We start from the raw sequence: 17,383 nt of genomic DNA, 5'->3' as shown, positions 1-17,383 counted from the left end.
ACTCCAAATGCCCGGTATGGGAAATCGCCCTATGGTGCTGTCATGGAGCACGATCTGAGTCCCGCGACCCTTGCCGAGCTGCGGCGCCCCCGCAGCTACCCCGCGGTGTCCGTGCTGACGCCGACGCACCGCCGTGAACCCGACAACTTCCAGGATCCGGTCCGGCTGCGCAATGCCGTGGCCGAGGCCAAGAAGCAGCTGGACGCCGACCCGGCGGTCACCCGGGAGCGGCGCGCCGACGTCGTGCGGCAACTGGACCAGGCCCTTTCCGAGGTGGACCTGACGCATGCCGAGGACGGGCTGCTGATCCTCGCGGCGCCCGGCGAGCACCAGGTCTGGTCGCTCGGCCGTGCGGTGCCGGAGCGCGTGGTCCTCTCGGACACGTTCCTCACCCGCAACCTTGTCTCCGCGCACGCCGCCGAGCGCCCCTTCTGGGTCCTGTCGGTCTCCGCGGACCGGATCACCCTGTGGAACGGCGGGGGCGGGCGGGTCATCGAAGAACGCACCGGCGGTTTCCCGCTGGCCCGCGACCTCGGGGAGAACTTCGACGCCGAGCGCCAGGAGCAGATCGGTGACGCGCCGAGCATGTTCCGCGACGAGCGCACCCGCCACTTCCTGCGCGAGGCCGACACCGCGATGAGCGCGGTCCTGCGCGATCACCCGCGTCCGCTGTACGTCACGGGCGTGCCGGCCGCGCTGTCCGTCCTCGACGAGTTCGGCTCCGTCGCCAAGTGCGCCGTCCAGGTGCCGCACGGCGGGCTGGCGCACGGCACCGCCGATGCCGTGTGGCGTGCGATACGGCCGGTGCAGGAGGCCCAGGCGCGCGAGGAGACCGAGGCCGTCGTCCGCGAGCTCACGGCGGCCCGCGGGCGCAAGGAGTTCGCGGCCGGCGTCGACGAGCTGTGGCGCACCGCCCGGGAGGGCCGGGTGCGGCTGCTGGCCGTCGAGGAGAACTACCGGGTGACGGTGCGCGACGCCTTCGGCGACCATCTGATCCCCGCCGCGAGCGGCGACCTCGACGCCCGCGAGGACATCGTGGACGAGATCGTCGAGCTGTGCCTGGAGACCGGGGCCGAGGTCCGCTTCGTCCCGGACGGCACCCTGGGCGAGGAGCAGGGCATGGCCGGGGTCCTGCGGTACTGAGAGCGCACCGATCGGATCGAGAGCGCTCCCGACCCCTCACGCTCCCTCCTGACCGGCGTCTACGCTACGGCGGGACTCGTCGGCCAGGAGGGAGCGCGTACGTGGGTGAGCTGCTGGGCGTGGCGGTGCTGGGTGCCGGACACATGGGGGCCGATCACATACGACGGCTCGACCAGGTGGTGAGCGGAGCCAGGGTGGCCGCGGTGGCCGACCCGGACACGGCACGGGCGAAGGAGGCGGTGGGCGGGATCGCGGGTGTCTCGGTGCACGAGGACGCGGTGGCCGCGCTCGACGCCCCCGGGGTCGAGGCCGTCCTGATCGCCTCGCCCGGGCCGGCGCACGAGGAGGCGCTGCTCGCGGCCTTCGCGCGGGGACTGCCGGTGCTGTGCGAGAAGCCGATGGTCCCGGACTCGGACGGGGCGCTGCGGGTGGTGGAGGCGGAGGCGCGGCTCGGGCGGCGGCTGGCACAGATCGGCTTCATGCGGCGCTACGACGCCGAGTACCGGCGGCTGAAGTCGCTGCTGGACGGCGGGGCCCTGGGACGGCCGCTGATGCTGCACTGCACCCACCGCAACGTCTCCTCGCCGCCGCACTTCACCAGCGCCATGCTGATCAACAGCTCGGTGTCGCACGAGATCGACGCGGCCCGCTGGCTGCTCGGCCAGGAGCTGACCGCGGTGACCGTGCTGCGTCCGGCGCCGTCCTCGGGGGCGCCGCAGGGCCTGCTGGACCCGCAGTTCGTGCTCTTCGAGACGGAACGGGGGGCGCTGGTGGACGTGGAGGTGTTCGTCAACTGCGGCTTCGGCTACCAGGTGCGCTGCGAGGCCGTGGGCGAGACGGGCAGCGCCCGCATCGGCGAGGAGCACGGGATGGCCGTCACCTCCGGGGGCGGCGCCCGCCAGGAGGTGCCCCAGGACTACCTCGTGCGTTTCGCCGACGCCTACGACCGTGAGGTCCAGGCCTGGGTGGACGCCACCCGGCGCGGACGCGTCACCGGCCCCGACACATGGGACGGCTACGCCGCCTCCGCCGTCGCCGAGGCCGGGGTCCGCTCGCTCGAGGAGGGCGGGCGCGTGCAGATCACCCTCGCCCCGCGCCCGGACCTGTACGCGCGAACCGACCGCTGAACCGCACGCGCGTGACGGCGTTGCCGGTCTGCGCGGCCGGTCCGCCGCGGCCCGGGAGCGGCCGCGCGTGGCGGCCGTTGTGCTCAGACCGTGCCGAACAGGGCGTTCAGGCCTCGGTCGACGGCCGCGGACACGTCCTCCTGGCCGGCCGCGACGACGGCGTAGGTCCGCAGCAGGAAGCGGCGCAGGGCGGGGGTGTCGAGCTGGAGGAGCGCCATGCCGGACCGCGAGTGCAGCTCGAGCGCCGTGCGGGTCTCGCCGCAGGGCCACAGGTGCACGTCCCCCGCTCCGGCGGGCTGTCCGAGGCCCTCCTCCAGCAGGGAGCGGGAGAAGGTCCAGGAGACCTCCTTGCCGTCGAGGGAGGCCTCGGGCGGGAAGTCCATGTGCACGGCCAGCGGGTCCCCGGAGGCGTAGCGGAATGTGGCGGGCACGGCGAGTTCCTGCTCGTCCGCGGTGATCAGGCGGGCGCGGACGGGCTGCTCGAGGGTGATGTCCATGGATCGGTCTCTCCTGCGGGTCGGAGGTCGGCCGGTGCCGTGTCGGTCTGCCGTGTGTTGTTAGGAGTCCGCAGGGTCCGTTTGCATTACGCCCGGCCGACCCCCAATTCATGTGACCTACGTCACTATCACGTCGGGGGTGGCGCCCCAGGCCCGGAGGAATAGAACAGGCACTCGTCGAACGTCTTCTTGAATGACGACCCGGACTCGTGACGATCCACCAAGTCACGTAGTCCACCTACGACTTGCCCGTCCGATCGCGTACGCCGCGGCAGCGGTCGAGTCGCTCGGGGAAGACTGTGGCATATGCCAGCTGCACCACCGTATCGTGTGTTGCCGAATCCCTTACGGGCCGTCGCCCGCTGTGCAACAGTCGTAGCGGTCCCCCACACCGCCCTGGCCGCACCGCTCGTCCCCCCCCCTTCCGGAGTGCGTCATGCCGTCCCCTCTCTCCGCGGACCGCTCGGCCGCCCAGCCGCCGGGACGCGGCGCCGTCGACGCCCTGATATCGCAGGCACGCAGGCTTCGGGGCGAGGTGGACGCCGTACGGCAGGAGACGCGGGACGACACCGCGGACCCGCGGGACCGGTGGGAGCGCGCGCTGTGCGACCTGGCCCTGCACCAACTCCGTGATCTGGGCGAGCACCTGATACAGCTGCGGGACGGCCCGCCTCCGGTCCCGGCCGTACCCGGCACGGCGGCCGCCGCATCCGCCGAACCGGCCGGCGCGCGCCGGGGCTCCCTGCTCAGCCGGGTCGGCAGCGCGGAGTGGAACCTGCTGACGGACGAGGCCGGCTGGTCCGCCGAGTTCTACCAGATCCTCGGCCGCGACCCCGCCGACCCCGCCCTCACCCTCGACGAACTGCCCTCCCTGGCGCTCGACGAGGACCGGCCCCGGCTCACCGCGATGATCACCGACTGCCTGGTCGACGCCCGGCTCATCGACGGGGAGTTCCGCATCGTGCGACCGGACGGCACGGTCCGTACCGTCCACATGATGGGCGAGCCCGTGGTGGACACCGACGGCGGCACCTCCTCGATGTGGGCCGTGCTGCGCGACGTCAGCGAGCTGCGCCGCAGCCAGTCGGCGGTGCGCGAGACCCGTGACGTCCTCCAGCACCACCGGCACCTGGCGCAGACCGAGCGCCGGCTCGCGGCCGAACTGAAGGAGGCCGTGCTGCCGTCGTGGCAGGGCACCCTGCGACTGCCGCGCCGGGGCCGCCCCGCCCTCGACCTGGCCGCCTCCCACCTACCCGCCTCCGCCGGCGCGCCCGTGGGAGGCGACTGGTACGACGCGCAGGAGCTGTCCGACGGCGAGTTGCTGCTCGGTGTCGGCGGCCTCGCCGGCCACGGGCCCGGCGCGGCCTCCGGCATGGCGATGCTGCTGGGCGCCCTGCGCGGCCTGGCGATGGCGGGCACCGCGCCGGGACGGCTGTTGACGGGACTGAACCGGTTACTGGACGCCGCCGCCGAGCCGGCCCTGGGCAGCGCCGTGTGCTGCCAATACCGGCCCGCCACCCGCGCCCTGGTGTGGGCACGGGCGGGCCACCCCGCCCCGCTGCTGTTCCGCGACGGGACGGGGCGGGCCCTGGACGCGCCGGAGGGCGTCCCGCTCGGCGCCACCCCCGGCGCCGCCTACGGGCAGGCCGAGGAGACCCTCGACGTGGGCGACCTGCTGGTGCTGCACACCGGCACACTGGTGCCCGGGCACAGCGAAACGGCCGCCGTGGACCGCCTGCTCGCCCTCGCCCCGCGGTTCGGCGCGGCGCACAGCGCGCGGGACTGCGTGCGGACGCTCGTGGAGGAGTTCACCACGAGCGGGCGCACGGACGACGCCTGTGTGCTCGTCGCCAGAGTGACGACGTAGCCATAGTGACGACGAAGAGGTGGTGACGACGTAGTCGCAGGGTACCGACCGACCCCTACGCGAGTGCGCTGCCCGGGCTCTTGCCCTTGCCCTTGGGCATGACCAGCCGGATCTCCTCCCGCAGCTCGTGGATCTTCGGATAGCTCGCGAACTGGGCGGTCAGCCGGTACATCTGGCGCAGCCGGTCCCAGGTGCGGCGGGAGGAGTTCGACCCCATCGCCATCAGGGCCAGCCGGGCGTACCGCGCCGCCTGTTCGGGATCGTCCGCGATGAAGCAGGCGGAGGCCATGGAGAGATGGTCGAAGATCTTCGACCGCTCGCGCCCGTCGACGCGCAGGGTCAGGGCCTTCTCCGCGTAGTGCTGGGCGTGCACGGCCGCGCCCGGGTCGAACTCGGCCAGCGTGCGGTACGCCAGCGCGTGCATGCCGTACAGATCCTCGTCCTTGAAGGTCTGCATCCAGTCGAGCGGCTCCGCGTCGCCCTTCTCGGAGACGAACAGGTCCTCCGCCTGCCCGAGGGTGCGGCGCATCGCCTGGCCCTTGCCCATCGACGCCTGCGCCCAGGCCTCGATGGTGTGGAACATCGCCTTGGTGCGCGGCTGCAGACGCTCGCCCGAGCCGGACTGGGCGAGCTTCATCAGGTCCAGCGCCTCGTCGGGCCGGCCCAGATGCACCATCTGGCGTGCCGCGCGAGAGAGCGCCTCGCCCGCGCGGGGGCGGTCGCCGCCCTCGCGTGCGGCGTGCGCGGCGATGACGAAGTACTTCTGCGCGGTCGGCTCCAGACCGACGTCGTGCGACATCCAGCCCGCCAGGACGGCGAGGTTGGCGGCGACGCCCCACAGGCGCCGCTGGAGGTGGGGTGGGTGGCGGTAGGCGAGCATGCCGCCCACCTCGTTGAGCTGGCCGACCACCGCCTTGCGCTGAAGCCCGCCACCGCGGGCCGCGTCCCAGGCCCGGAACACCTCCACCGAGCGTTCCAGTTCCTCGACTTCCTGCGACCCGACGGGAGCGGCGTCGTAACGGTCGTACCCGGCGGGGTCGGCGTGCAGGGGCTGGTCGAGTCGGGGGCCGTCGGCCTTGAGCGTGGGGTCGGTGTGCAGCCAGTCGTGCATGGCGCCGCTGAGTGCGGATCCCGCGGTGAGCGCGGCACCCGCGCCCACCAAGCCGCGTCGGTTGAGCATGAGGTCCATTCCCGTGAATTCGGTGAGGACCGCGGCGGTCTGCTCGGGCGCCCACGGCACTCCGTCGGGAAGGTCCACACTCCCGTCGCCCTGCCGTTTCCCCGTGCGCCCGTGCCGTACCAGACCGAGGTCCTCGATGGTCACGACACGGCCGAGACGCTCGGTGAACAGGGCCGCCAGCACCCGCGGTACGGGATCGCGCGGGATCTCTCCCGTGTCGATCCACCGCCGCACCCGGGAGGTGTCGGTCGCCAACTGGGGGTGGCCCATGGCCGCCGCCTGCCGGTTGACCAGCCTCGCGAGTTCCCCTTTGGACCAGCCGGCCAGGCCGAACAGGTCCGCGAGACGGGTGTTGGGTTGTCCTGTCACGTCAAGCCCCCAGGTACTCGGCTGAGTTGACAGTAGACCCGCCGAGACTTGCCGGGCGACTATTCGCCAGGGTTCGCCAGGGTGCGCCAGATGGTGTGCCACGGGACAACGGGTGTCAGGTAGGAACGCGCCACCCCGACCCGGTGGCCCGTCGATATGACAGGCGCATTCCCCAGGGTGCGTCAGGGCCACCGGGCCGGGCAGCGCGCATCAAGCAGCAGGCACACGAAGGGATCTGTCTCGGTCATGTACGCAGCATCGTCCTCCGTGTCCGCCCCGCCCCGGTCGCTGCGCCCCCGTCCGGGCGTCGGCGGCCCCTACCTCGACCCCGCGCGTCCGGCGGCCCCCGTGCTCGGTGCGGGCCGACCGCGGCGCGCCGCGGGGATCGGCACACAACCGCTCAGCGGGAGAATCGACTTGTCCGGCCCCCAGGGCGCCCAGCTGCGCACGGCGCTGGCCTCGGTGCACCGGATCTGTCCGGAGTTCGCTCCGGTGCAGGTGCTGCGCCGCAGCGGCCGCTCCGTGCTCCTGGTCGGCACGACCGGGCGCAGCACGGCCGTCGCCAAGTGCTTATTGGACCACTCGCCCGCGTGGGCCGAGCGGTACCGGCACGAGATAGCCGCATACCGCTCGTTCGTCCGGCACCGGCCACCGGTCCGTGTGCCCCGGCTGATCGCGGCGGACCCGGACAACTGCACACTGGTGATCGAGCGCATGCCGGGCCGGGTGGCCGCGCTCCAGCGGCACCCGGTGGAGACCCCGCCGCGGGCGGACATCAGGGCGGCCCTCGGAGCGATCTGCCGGCTGAACTCCTGGCGCCCGCCGGCGGGCACGTTCGACGCCCCGCTGGACTACGCCGCCCGCATCTCCCGCTACCACGAGCTGGGGCTGCTCACCGACCGCGACATGGGCGACCTGCAGAAGCTGCTGCACGGCATCGCGCACGCCGCGGGCCGGCAGGGCATGGGCCAGTTCTGCCACGGCGACGCGCTGCTCGCGAACATCCTGCTCTCACCGGCCGGTCCAGTGCTGGTGGACTGGGAGCACGCGGGCTGGTACCTGCCGGGCTACGACCTGGCGACGCTGTGGTCGGTGCTCGGGGACGCACCCGTGGCGCGGCGGCAGATCAGCCAGCTCGCCCAGGCGGCGGGCCCGGCGGCGCGGGACGCCTTCCTGGTGAACCTGATGCTGGTGCTGACCCGGGAGATCCGTACGTACGAGACGGCCGTGCAGCGCTCGATGCACGACGCGGCCCCGGCCGCACCGGGCCCGGCCCATCCGGGTGCCGTGCCGTCCGGCGAGGAACAGCGGCTGCTGCTGCGGCGGCTGCACGACGACTGCCAACTGGCCCGCCGGGCCGTGCGGGCGGCGGTCGGCACTCGCTGACACGGGGACAAAGGTCCGTGGCGCGTCCGCCGCACGGCGGCGCCCCGCGGACCTTTGTCGTGTGACATTTCGTGTGCCACTCCGCTTCCCCTGCGTGTCTCACTTTCGGAGTACCCGTGGCGAGGCCATTGGTGTACGCCACTGACGCCCCGCAGGCCCCGGTCCCGCCGTCACGAAACTCGCCGGAACCCCGATTGACGTGGGAAATCACGGTGGCGTGCGCATGATTGACGGATCGTCGGGCAGCCGGTACGACTGATCACGCCTGAACCCGCGGGAGCTGTCGCAGCCCCTGGGTCTCAGTGGTACCAGCCCCGCACGCCCCGCCACGCTCGAGCGCCCCAGGAGGCTGCATTGCGAGGACCCGCCACCCACCCCAGACCTGCACCGGCCCGCGGACGCGCGCCGAGAGCGGGGGGAGGCGCGCGCACGGCGGCCGGCGCGGTCGCCGCCGCCGCGCTGCTGCTGCCGCTGCTGGGCGCCGCCCCCTCCGCGGGCGCCGCCGCGGACGACACCGGCCGGCTGCAGCACGCGTTCACCTCCGCCTCCGCCGAGTACCACGTGCCGCTCAGCGTCCTGCTGGGCGTGTCCTATCTGCAGTCCCGCTGGGACGGGCACGGCGGCGCGCCGAGTGTGACCGGCGGCTACGGCCCGATGCACCTCACCGACGCACGCACCGCGCTCGCCCGTGCCCCGCACCACAGCGAGGGCACCGAGGACGCACGCGGCGACAGCGCCCGCCCGGCCCTGCACCCGGACGCGAAGGTGCCGACGGACTCCGAACTGCCCGACCGGCTGAAGACCCTGACCAAGGCGGCCGGGCTGACCGGTATCCCCGCCGAGCGGCTGCGCAGCGACGCGGCGGCGAACGTCGAGGGCGGTGCGGCGCTGCTGGCCGCCGCCCAGAAGAAGCTCGGCGAGCCGCTGAGCGAGAACCCGGCCGACTGGTACGGGGCGGTGGCCGAGTTCTCCGGGGCGGACGACAGCGCCACGGCGGCGGCGTACGCCAACGACGTCTACGACGTGATCCGCTCCGGCGAGCGGCGCACCACCGACGCCGGGCAGCAGGTCGTCCTGGCCGCCCGGCCGCAGCTCGCGCCGGACCTGACGCAGCTGGCGCTGACCGGGCTGCGGAACGTCTCGGCGGCCGGCACCGAGTGCCCGGCCTCGGTGTCCTGCGAGTGGATCCCGGCGCCGTACGAGCAGTTCGGCACCGACGACTACGGCAACCACGACGTGTCCGACCGGCCGGCCTCGCAGCGCATCCGCTACATCGTCATCCACGACACCGAGGGCAGCTGGGACGGGGTCCTCAATCTGATCAAGGACCCCACCTATGTGTCGTGGAACTACACGCTGCGCTCCACCGACGGGCACATCGCCCAGCATGTGAAGGCCAAGGACGTGGCCTGGCACGCGGGGAACTGGTACGTCAACGCGGCCTCGATCGGCCTGGAGCACGAGGGGTTCCTCGCCGATCCGGACGCCTGGTACACGGAGGCGATGTACCGTTCCTCGGCGCGGCTGGTGAAGTACCTCGCCGGGAAGTACGGCATCCCGCTGGACCGGCAGCACATCCTCGGCCACGACACGGTGCCGGGCCCCACCACCGGGACCATCCCCGGCATGCACACCGACCCGGGGCCGTACTGGGACTGGCAGCACTACTTCCAGCTGCTCGGCCGGCCGTTCGAGGCCACCGCCGGCAAGAACGGCGGGCTGGTGACCATCCGCCCCGACTACACCGCCAACCAGCCGGAGTACACGGGCTGCGAGACGTCCGGCGAGCTGTGCGCCGCACACGGCTCCAGCGAGGTGCGGCTGTACTCGCAGCCGGACACCTCCTCGCCGCTGATCAAGGACATCGGGCTGAGGCCGGACGGCAGTGACTCGACGATCGACGTCAACGACGTGGCCTCGCGGGTGGAGACCGGTCAGCAGTACGCGGTCGCCGACCGGCAGGGCGACTGGACGGCGATCTGGTACCTGGGGCAGAAGGCCTGGTTCCAGAACCCGGCGCAGCAGCCCACCGCGGTGAACGCGGCGGGGCTGGTGGTGACGCCGAAGGCCGGGCTGGACAGTGTGCCCGTGTACGGGCGGGCGTATCCGGAGAAGGAGGCCTATCCGGCGGGCGTGCCCGCGCAGTCGGTGTCGCCGCTGCCGTACAAGCTGCTCGCGGGCCAGAAGTACGTGGTCGGTGACCTGGTGCCGGGCGAGTACCTGTACGCGGTCACCTTCACCACGGACTCGCACCGGGTGGTGACCGGCAAGGATCTGTACTACGAGATCCAGTTCGGCCACCGGGTGGAGTTCGTACGGGCCGCGGACGTGCAGCTGGAGTCCTCGGTCCGGTAGGGACCGCGGTACGCGGGACCACGGGGGAAAAGGGCCGGCCTCTCGCTCGACGGGGGCCGGCCCTTCGCTCGCCGCCTGATCCGGTCGGTCAGCCCTGCTGGAACAGCTCGGCGGGCAGCGGCTTGAGGAGGGCGTACAGGTCGTCGGTGATCGGGCGGTCCCAGGCGGCGATGGTGACCAGGACGCCGTCGCTGCGGTCGAACTGCACGCAGGAGATCCGGCTCTCGGAGAGCTTCAGCCGGCGCACGATCAGGAGGTTGTCACCCTGCAGCACCGGCATGTCCTCGGTGCCGACGACGGTGACCTCCTCGTCGTTCTCCAGGGCGAGCAGCAGCTGGGCCACCTCGAAGGGCACCTCGCCCTCGGCGACCTCCCGGGCCGGGGAGCCCTCGGGGAGATTGCCGATGATCATCGCGGTGCCGCGGCCGCCGAACAGGTCGTAGCGCAGGAACACACCCTGGCAGGTGCCGTCCGGCGCGGGCAGCAGCCCGGCGCCGAGGTTGCCGGGCCAGTCGCCCGGGTCCATGGCCAGTACGTCGAAGTCGGGCCCGGCGGGGGTGGCGCTACGGCGACGGAGGAACGACATGCCGCCATGGTACGTGCCCCGGCCCCCTCCGCGTCCTCCGGGCAGCCCCTCCAGCCCCTTCCCGAAATCACCCGAACCCGTTCGGCGCAGGGCACCGTGTGCCGTGCGTGTGCGGCGTTCACTCCTCGGGGGGTGACGGGGGGACCACCGCGATCGGGCTTGCCGCGTGCAGCAGGACGGCGTGGGTGACGGAGCCGATCATGCGGGCCGGGGCGAGCAGCCGACGGCGGTGGCGGCCCACCACGACGAGTTCGGCGTCCCCGGAGGCGGCGACCAGGTGGCCGGCCGCGTCGCCGGGCGCCACGTGCAGGTCGGCGGGTACGCCGGGGTGCCGGGCGCGGTGCGGGTCGAGGAAGCCCTCGGCCAGGGTCCGGACCTCGTTCTCCACCTCGCCCTGGTCGATCAGCGGCGAGATGTACTCGTTGGGAGCGAGCCAGGTCCGGGCGGGCCAGGCGTAGGCGACCACCACCCGGACCCGGGCCCCGCGCCGCGCGGCCTCGGTGAAGGCGAACTCCGTCACCGCCTCGTCGGGGCTGTCGACGTTCAGGCCGACGACCACCCGGGGCCCCGGGGCGGTAGGTGCCTCGCCCGCCTCGTCGTGGACCGCTCGGCCGGGCCGGGGCACCACGACGACCGGGCACTCGGCGTCCCGGGCGGCGGCCAGGCCGTTGGAGCCGAGCAGCAGGCTGGCGAAGCCGCCGCGGCCCCGTGAGCCGAGCACCAACAGCTGTGCGCCGGCGCCCAGTTCGGGCAGCAACGCGCCGGGCAGTCCGTCCAGGGTCACGTACTCGACCGGCGTGCCGTCGTCGGTGCGCCCGGCCAGGTGGGTGCGGGCGTGGTCGAGCACCGGGTCGTCCTCGCCGTTCGGCGGGCCGGCGACCAGGACGTCGGGGGCCCAGGTGGCGTACTGCCGCACATGCACCGCCCGCAGGAGCGCTCCTCGCCGCCGGGCCGCGTCCAGGGCCCAGTCCAGGGCGCGCAGGCTGTCGTCCGAGCCGTCGACGGCGGCGACGACCGGCGGGCTGCTCATGGTTCCTCACCTCCGGGTGGCGACCCTGCCCGCTGCCGGGCTCGTGCCGGGTCCGGCCCGGCGACGGTGCCGGCCCGGCAGGCCCTCACAGATCGCGTGTCCCCAAAAGCGCCGGGCACACCCCCCGATCCGCGCCCGTCAGGTGAGGTCGAACTCCCCCTCCCGCGCCCCCGACACGAACGCGCCCCATTCCGCCGGGGTGAAGATCAGGGACGGACCGCCCGGGCGGCCGCTGTTGCGCATCGCGATGAATCCCTCGACAAAGGCGATCTGGACATCTCCCAGGCCGCGACTGCTGGACTGCCACTCGGCGCTGCTGAGGTCCAGCTCCGGCTTGTCCCATCCCGCGAGCGGGTGCTGCTGGACAGTACTCTCGGCCACGTCCGTGCTCCTCCCGATTCGTCGTCCGCGGGCCAGCCTAGCGATCGCACCCGGGTGCCGACAGGCCACGCGAGGGGGACCTTTGAGGAGCCGGTTGCTCCGCTCCCGCCAGGCGCACGGAGAGGACGGACGGCCCGTGGTGCCCCGTCCTCTGCCGGGCACCGTAACCGGATCGGCGCCGGCCGGGCGGTCACCTCGCCGAGGGCGGCGCGGTGACCGCGAAGAAGGCGGCGACACGGCGCACGAACCACGCCGGGTCGATGCCTCGGCGGCCCGGCGGGCCAGGTCGCGACGGGGTCCCGCCGTGTCGGACCACGGCTCGTCCCGCCGCAGCCGGGCGGCGGCCGGGCGGCCCTCGCCGTGGCGCACAGGCCGAGCGGGCGCAGGGCGGTGGTGATGAGCGCGAACCGTGCCCCCGCCCGGGGCGGCGGGCCGCGTACGGCGCGGCGAGGCTGCCGCCGGCCGAGTCCCCGAGCAGGTGCATGCGCGCTCGACGGCGTCGATCCCGGCCGCCGGGAGGGCCGGCCGCCGAGGGAATTTCCCCTCGGGTCTTGCCTGGGGCCGGACGGCCTGGATTACTGATCCCAGCATCTCGACCGAATGATCGGTCGACCGTATTGTCGTGGTAAGTGAGGGAGAGTTCCGGATGGCGCAGGCGACGGAGCTGCTGGACTCGGGGGAACGGCTGGACGTGGCTGAGCTGCGGGCGCTGCAGCTGGAGCGGCTGCGGGCCTCGCTGCGGCACGCGTACGAGAACGTGCCGTTCTACCGGGAGTCCTTCGACAAGGCAGGTGTACGTCCGGAGGACTGCCGTTCACTCGCCGACCTGTCCCTCTTCCCCTTCACTTCCAAGGCGGACCTGCGCGAGAACTACCCGTACGGGATGTTCGCCGTGCCCCGCGAACGCATCCGCCGTATCCACGCCTCCAGCGGCACCACCGGGCGTCCCACGGTGGTCGGCTACACCGACGACGATCTGTCCATGTGGGCGGACATGGTGGCCCGGTCGCTGCGCGCGGCGGGCGCCCGGCCCGGCGACACCGTGCACGTGGCGTACGGCTACGGACTGTTCACCGGCGGCCTCGGCGCCCACTACGGCGCCGAGCGGCTCGGCTGCACGGTCGTCCCGGCCTCGGGCGGCATGACCGCCCGGCAGGTGCAGCTGATCCAGGACCTCGAGCCCCGGATCATCATGGTGACCCCGTCCTACATGCTGACGCTGCTCGACGAGTTCGAACGCCAGGGCGTCGATCCACGCTCCACCTCGCTGCGGGTCGGGGTCTTCGGGGCCGAGCCGTGGACCGAGGAGATGCGCAGGGAGATCGAGGAGCGGTTCGGGATCGACGCGGTCGACATCTACGGGCTGTCGGAGGTGATCGGGCCGGGCGTCGCGCAGGAGTGCGTGGAGACCAAGGACGGCCTGCACATCTGGGAGGACCACTTCTACCCGGAGGTCGTCGACCCGATCACCGGCGAGGTGCTGCCGGAGGGCGCGGAGGGGGAACTGGTGTTCACCTCGCTCACCAAGCAGGCGATGCCGGTCGTGCGCTACCGGACCCGGGACCTGACGCGGCTGCTGCCGGGCACGGCGCGGGTCTTCCGGCGCATGGAGAAGATCACCGGCCGCAGCGACGACATGGTGATCCTGCGCGGGGTGAACCTCTTCCCCACGCAGATCGAGGAGATCGTCCTGCGCACCCCGGGTGTCGCCCCGCACTTCCAGCTCCGCCTCACCCGCGAGGGCCGGCTCGACGCGCTCACGGTCCGCGCGGAGGCCCGCCCCGGCACCGGCCCGGCCGCCCGGGAGGCCGCCGCCCGCTCCATCACGGCCGCGGTCAAGGACGGCATCGGGGTGTCGGTCGCGGTGGAGATCGTGGAGCCGGAGTCCCTGGAGCGTTCGGTGGGCAAGATCAGGAGGATCGTGGACCTGCGCTCGTGACCCGTGTGCGCAGTTGCCGCTTGAGGATCTTGCCGCTGGCGTTGCGCGGCAGGTCGGGCACGAAGACCACCGTCTTGGGCGCCTTGAAGTGGGCGAGCCGCTCGCGGGCGTGGGCGATCAGCTCGGCCTCGGTGACCTCGCCGCGCGGCACGACGAACGCCGTGACGGCCTCGATCCACCGGTCGTCGGGCAGGCCGACCACGGCCACCTCGGCGACCCGCGGGTGCGTGTACAGGGCGTCCTCGACCTGGCGGGAGGCCACCAGCACACCACCGGAGTTGATGACGTCCTTCACCCGGTCCACGACCGTGTAGTAGCCGTGCGCGTCGCGCACCGCGAGGTCGCCGGAGTGGAACCAGCCGTCCCGGAACGCCTCGGCGGTCTCCTCGGGCTTGCCCCAGTAACCCTCGCACAACTGCGGGGAGCGGTAGACGACTTCGCCGGGGGTGCCGTCGGGCACGTCCTTGCCGTCCTCGTCGACCACCCGGGCGTCCACGAAGAGCACCGGCCGCCCGCAGGAGTCCATCCGGCCCTGGTGCTCGTCGGGGCCCAGCACCATGGCCAGCGGCCCGATCTCGCTCTGGCCGAAGCAGTTGTAGAACGCCAGCCCGGGGAGGCGGTCCCGCAGGCGCTCCAGGACCGGCACCGGCATGATCGAGGCCCCGTAGTACGCCTTGCGCAGTCCCTCGAGGTTCCGGCCGGCGAAGTCGGGGCGGCCCGCCAGGCCGATCCAGACGGTGGGCGGGGCGAACAGACTGTCCGCGCGCCCGGCCTCCACGAGGTCGAGGATCCGGTCGCCGTCGGGTGCGTCGAGGACGATGTTCGTCGCGCCGACGGCGAGGTACGGCAGCAGGAACACGTGCATCTGCGCCGAGTGGTAGAGCGGCAGCGCGTGCACCGGCCGGTCGCCCGCGCTCAGGTCGAGGGCGGTGATCGCGCTCAGGTACTCGTGGACCAGCGCCCGGTGCGTCATCATCGCGCCCTTGGGCAGGGCGGTGGTGCCCGAGGTGTAGAGCAGCTGCACCAGGTCCTCGCCGCGCGGCTCGGGGCCGTCGTACGGCGGCGTTGACGGCAGCGCGGCCAGCAGCGAGTCCTCGGCGTCGCGCAGGGGCAACGACCGCGCGGACGCCGGAAGCCGCCCGGCGAGGTCCGGGTCGGCGAGGACGAGCGCGCTGCCGGACTGGCCGACGATGTAGGCGAGTTCGTCCCCGGTGAGGTTCTGGTTGACGGGCACGTGCACCAGGCCCGCGCGGGCACAGGCGAGGAAGGCGATCAGATAGGCGTCGGAGTTGTGGGCGTAGGCGCCGACCCGGTCGCCGGGGGCGAGCCCCTGGTCGAGCAGGGCGCTTGCCGCCCGGGAGACGGCGTCGTCGAGTTCGGCGTACGTCCAGGAGCGCTCGCCGTACTCGAGCGCGACCCGCGCCGGGGTGCGCCGGGCGCTGCGCCGCAGGACTCCGTCGACCGTGCTCCCGTGTCCAGGCGTCATGACAGATGATCCTCGGCCCGTCACGGAGCGAGGTCAAGCGCCAGGACCGTGTGGGTGCGCGACCGCGGCCCAAGCTCGCCCTCCTCCGTTCCGTCCTCGCCGGGCTCCGCATGCCCCGTTGACAAGGGCCTCTTCTGACAGGAAAGTTTCACCCCGCACGGCAAGTCCCGAAAGATACTTTCAGTCAGTACGACGGGAGGCCTCACGATGACCGACGGCGCGGCGGACAGAGACGGACGCGGGATGACCCGCCGTCAACTGGGCCGAGTCTCCCTGCTCCTGGGTGGTGCGCTGGGCCTGGCCGCCCTGCCCGCGGGCCCGGCCGCCGCGGCCGGACCGCCCGCCTCCCCGGCGGGCCGGCCCACGTTGCGGTACGGCTCGCCCGAACGGGCCGGGCTGCTCCCCGCCCCGCTGCGTCAACTCGTCACCGACGCCGAGGCGTTCCTCGGCCCCTCCCCCAAACACCCCTGGTACGCGGGCGCCGTGCTGCTCGCGGGCCGCGGCGGCACCGTGGCGCTGCACGAGCCGATCGGCATGGCGGTGCGCTACGCGTCGTACGACGAGAAGACCGACGCCGGTGTGGAGTTCCCGCCCGAGCAGCAGCGTCCGGCGACCCGGGACACCGTCTACGACCTGGCCTCCGTCTCCAAGCTGTTCACCTCGATCCTGGCCGTGCAGCAGATCGAGCGGGGCACGCTGGAGCTGGAGGGCAAGGTCGCCTCCTACCTCCCGGACTTCGGGCGCGCGGGCAAACAGGAGGTGACGATCCGCCAGCTCCTCACGCACACCTCGGGTTTCCGCGCCTGGATCCCGCTGTACAGCGCGCCGACGTACGAGCAGAAGCTGGAGCTGATCTGGAACGAGGCGCCGCTGAACCCGCCCGGCACCGCGTACCTCTACTCCGACCTGAACATGATCTCCCTCCAACTGGTCCTGGAGAAGATCACGGGCCGCACCCTGGACGTGCTGCTGGCCGAGGAGATCACCGGCCCGCTCGGCCTGCACCGCACCCGGTACAACCCGCCCGCTTCCTGGAAGCCGGACATCGCGGCCACCGAGGACGCCCGCCTGCCGTGGTCCGGTCTCGACCGGGGCCTGGTGTGGGGCGAGGTGCACGACGAGAACGCGTTCAGTCTCGGTGGCGTGGCCGGGCACGCGGGGGTGTTCTCCAGCGCCTGGGACCTGGCAGTACTCGGCCGGACGCTGCTCAACGGCGGCGCCTACGGGCACGCCCGCATCCTGGAGCCGGAGTCGGTGGAGCTGATGTTCACCGACTTCAACACCGCCTTCCCCGGTGACAACCACGGCCTGGGCTTCGAGCTGTACCAGCACTGGTACATGGGCGCCATGGCCACCCCGCACACGGCCGGACACACCGGCTTCACCGGCACCTGTCTGGTCCTGGACCCGACGACCGACTCCTTCCTGGTCGTCCTCGGCAACTCCGTTCATCCGGTGCGCACCTGGCGCTCCGGCTCGGCTCCGCGGGTCGCGGCCGGCAACAACCTGGCGCGGGCCGTGGCCGTCCGCCCGGACCGGGGCCGCAGGGCCTGGTTCTCCGGCATGGCGAGCGCGACCACGGCGACCCTCGCCCTGCCCGCGCTGGACACCTCCGGCGGCGGTGCGCGGCTGCGCTGCTCCCTGTGGTGGGACACCGAGCCGCAGTCGGACCTGCTCTTCCTGGAGTCCACGGCCGACGGGGGCGCCACCTGGCAGCCGGTCCCGTTCACGACGACGCGCCGGGGCGAGCAGCCGCAGCAGTACCCGGCGGGCACCGCCACCGGCTTCTCCGGCCGCGTCTGGCACCGGCTCACCGCCGACCTCCCGGCGGCCCGGCAGCTGACACTGCGCTGGCGGTACGCGACGGACCGGCTGTACGTGGGGCGCGGCGCCTACGTCGACGCCCAGCGGGTCGACGTGGGCGACCGCGTCCTATTCGACGAGGCCCGCCCGGCGGACGGGGCACGGGTGACGGCCACGGGGTGGACGGCCTCGGAGGACTAGGGGGTGTCCGGCGAACGGCTTCGCGGACGGGAG

Annotated in this window: 13 protein-coding genes; 7 read left to right on the top strand and 6 right to left on the bottom strand. The window is 73.0% G+C overall.

Features of this window, described 5'->3' with window-relative positions:
- Positions 1-42: 42 nt before the first annotated feature.
- Together IE318_RS03925 and IE318_RS03920 are read left to right on the top strand one after the other, a co-directional pair.
- Positions 43-1,143, top strand: a complete 1,101-nt coding sequence (locus tag IE318_RS03925; protein WP_189896306.1) for a baeRF3 domain-containing protein — start codon at positions 43-45, stop codon at positions 1,141-1,143.
- A gap of 101 nt (positions 1,144-1,244) precedes the next feature.
- Positions 1,245-2,270, top strand: coding sequence for a Gfo/Idh/MocA family protein (locus tag IE318_RS03920; RefSeq protein WP_189896304.1), 1,026 nt, complete (start codon positions 1,245-1,247; stop codon positions 2,268-2,270).
- An 83-nt stretch (positions 2,271-2,353) separates the two neighbouring features.
- On the opposite strand, the gene IE318_RS03915 is transcribed toward IE318_RS03920, so the two are convergent.
- Entirely contained in the window at positions 2,354-2,767 is a 414-nt protein-coding gene (locus tag IE318_RS03915) for an SsgA family sporulation/cell division regulator (RefSeq protein ID WP_189896302.1), read from the bottom strand.
- A gap of 436 nt (positions 2,768-3,203) precedes the next feature.
- Between IE318_RS03915 and IE318_RS03910 the strand changes: the two genes are divergently transcribed.
- Positions 3,204-4,634 carry a PP2C family protein-serine/threonine phosphatase gene (locus IE318_RS03910; RefSeq protein WP_189896299.1) on the top strand — a complete coding sequence of 477 codons (1,431 nt, stop codon included), beginning with the start codon at positions 3,204-3,206 and terminating at the stop codon, positions 4,632-4,634.
- A gap of 55 nt (positions 4,635-4,689) precedes the next feature.
- On the opposite strand, the gene IE318_RS03905 is transcribed toward IE318_RS03910, so the two are convergent.
- Positions 4,690-6,183, bottom strand: a complete 1,494-nt coding sequence (locus IE318_RS03905; RefSeq protein WP_189896296.1) for a DNA-binding protein NsdB — start codon at positions 6,181-6,183, stop codon at positions 4,690-4,692.
- 246 nt (positions 6,184-6,429) lie between these two features.
- Here IE318_RS03905 and IE318_RS03900 point away from each other — a divergent pair, with 246 nt between their 5' ends.
- Both IE318_RS03900 and IE318_RS03895 read left to right on the top strand, forming a co-directional pair.
- The gene (locus IE318_RS03900) at positions 6,430-7,569 is read left to right on the top strand and encodes an aminoglycoside phosphotransferase family protein (RefSeq protein WP_189896293.1); all 1,140 of its coding nucleotides are present in this window, start codon (positions 6,430-6,432) and stop codon (positions 7,567-7,569) included.
- 354 nt (positions 7,570-7,923) lie between these two features.
- Complete coding sequence (locus IE318_RS03895) at positions 7,924-9,924, top strand: N-acetylmuramoyl-L-alanine amidase (RefSeq protein ID WP_189896291.1); 2,001 nt, start codon at positions 7,924-7,926, stop codon at positions 9,922-9,924.
- Between the two features lie 88 nt (positions 9,925-10,012).
- Here the strand turns inward: IE318_RS03895 and IE318_RS03890 are convergent, their stop codons facing one another.
- From IE318_RS03890 to IE318_RS03880, 3 genes are all read right to left on the bottom strand, one after another.
- Positions 10,013-10,510, bottom strand: coding sequence for a glycosyltransferase family protein (locus tag IE318_RS03890; RefSeq protein WP_030166146.1), 498 nt, complete (start codon positions 10,508-10,510; stop codon positions 10,013-10,015).
- Positions 10,511-10,628: 118 nt separating this feature from the next.
- Complete coding sequence (locus tag IE318_RS03885; RefSeq protein WP_189896289.1) at positions 10,629-11,540, bottom strand: universal stress protein; 912 nt, start codon at positions 11,538-11,540, stop codon at positions 10,629-10,631.
- 138 nt (positions 11,541-11,678) lie between these two features.
- The gene (locus tag IE318_RS03880) at positions 11,679-11,921 is read right to left on the bottom strand and encodes a DUF397 domain-containing protein (protein ID WP_030166140.1); all 243 of its coding nucleotides are present in this window, start codon (positions 11,919-11,921) and stop codon (positions 11,679-11,681) included.
- A 646-nt stretch (positions 11,922-12,567) separates the two neighbouring features.
- Between IE318_RS03880 and paaK the strand changes: the two genes are divergently transcribed.
- On the top strand, positions 12,568-13,860 hold the full coding sequence (paaK, locus tag IE318_RS03875; protein ID WP_189896287.1) for a phenylacetate--CoA ligase PaaK: 1,293 nt from the start codon (positions 12,568-12,570) through the stop codon (positions 13,858-13,860).
- Here paaK and IE318_RS03870 read toward each other — a convergent pair.
- Positions 13,832-15,346, bottom strand: coding sequence for an acyl-CoA synthetase (locus IE318_RS03870; RefSeq protein WP_189896284.1), 1,515 nt, complete (start codon positions 15,344-15,346; stop codon positions 13,832-13,834). The genes paaK and IE318_RS03870 overlap by 29 nt on opposite strands.
- 207 nt (positions 15,347-15,553) lie before the next feature.
- Between IE318_RS03870 and IE318_RS03865 the strand changes: the two genes are divergently transcribed.
- A complete protein-coding gene (locus IE318_RS03865; RefSeq protein WP_189896282.1) occupies positions 15,554-17,350 on the top strand; it encodes a serine hydrolase domain-containing protein in 1,797 nt (598 codons plus the stop codon).
- The last annotated feature ends 33 nt before the right edge of the window (positions 17,351-17,383 follow it).

Origin of the sequence: Streptomyces spiralis, from assembly GCF_014654675.1 — a bacterium.
GTDB classification, from domain to species: Bacteria; Actinomycetota; Actinomycetes; order Streptomycetales; family Streptomycetaceae; genus Streptomyces; species Streptomyces spiralis.
This window is presented reverse-complemented; position numbering and strand designations above follow the sequence as displayed.

What these genes read in the sequence shown, in the direction of transcription:
- IE318_RS03925 (WP_189896306.1), top strand. Translation starts at nt 43, where the DNA reads ATGGAGCACGATCTGAGTCCCGCGACCCTTGCCGAGCTGCGGCGCCCC.
- IE318_RS03915 (WP_189896302.1), bottom strand. Translation starts at nt 2,767, where the DNA reads ATGGACATCACCCTCGAGCAGCCCGTCCGCGCCCGCCTGATCACCGCG.
- IE318_RS03910 (WP_189896299.1), top strand. Translation starts at nt 3,204, where the DNA reads ATGCCGTCCCCTCTCTCCGCGGACCGCTCGGCCGCCCAGCCGCCGGGA.
- IE318_RS03900 (WP_189896293.1), top strand. Translation starts at nt 6,430, where the DNA reads ATGTACGCAGCATCGTCCTCCGTGTCCGCCCCGCCCCGGTCGCTGCGC.
- IE318_RS03890 (WP_030166146.1), bottom strand. Translation starts at nt 10,510, where the DNA reads ATGTCGTTCCTCCGTCGCCGTAGCGCCACCCCCGCCGGGCCCGACTTC.
- IE318_RS03885 (WP_189896289.1), bottom strand. Translation starts at nt 11,540, where the DNA reads ATGAGCAGCCCGCCGGTCGTCGCCGCCGTCGACGGCTCGGACGACAGC.
- paaK (WP_189896287.1), top strand. Translation starts at nt 12,568, where the DNA reads ATGGCGCAGGCGACGGAGCTGCTGGACTCGGGGGAACGGCTGGACGTG.
- IE318_RS03870 (WP_189896284.1), bottom strand. Translation starts at nt 15,346, where the DNA reads ATGACGCCTGGACACGGGAGCACGGTCGACGGAGTCCTGCGGCGCAGC.
- IE318_RS03865 (WP_189896282.1), top strand. Translation starts at nt 15,554, where the DNA reads ATGACCGACGGCGCGGCGGACAGAGACGGACGCGGGATGACCCGCCGT.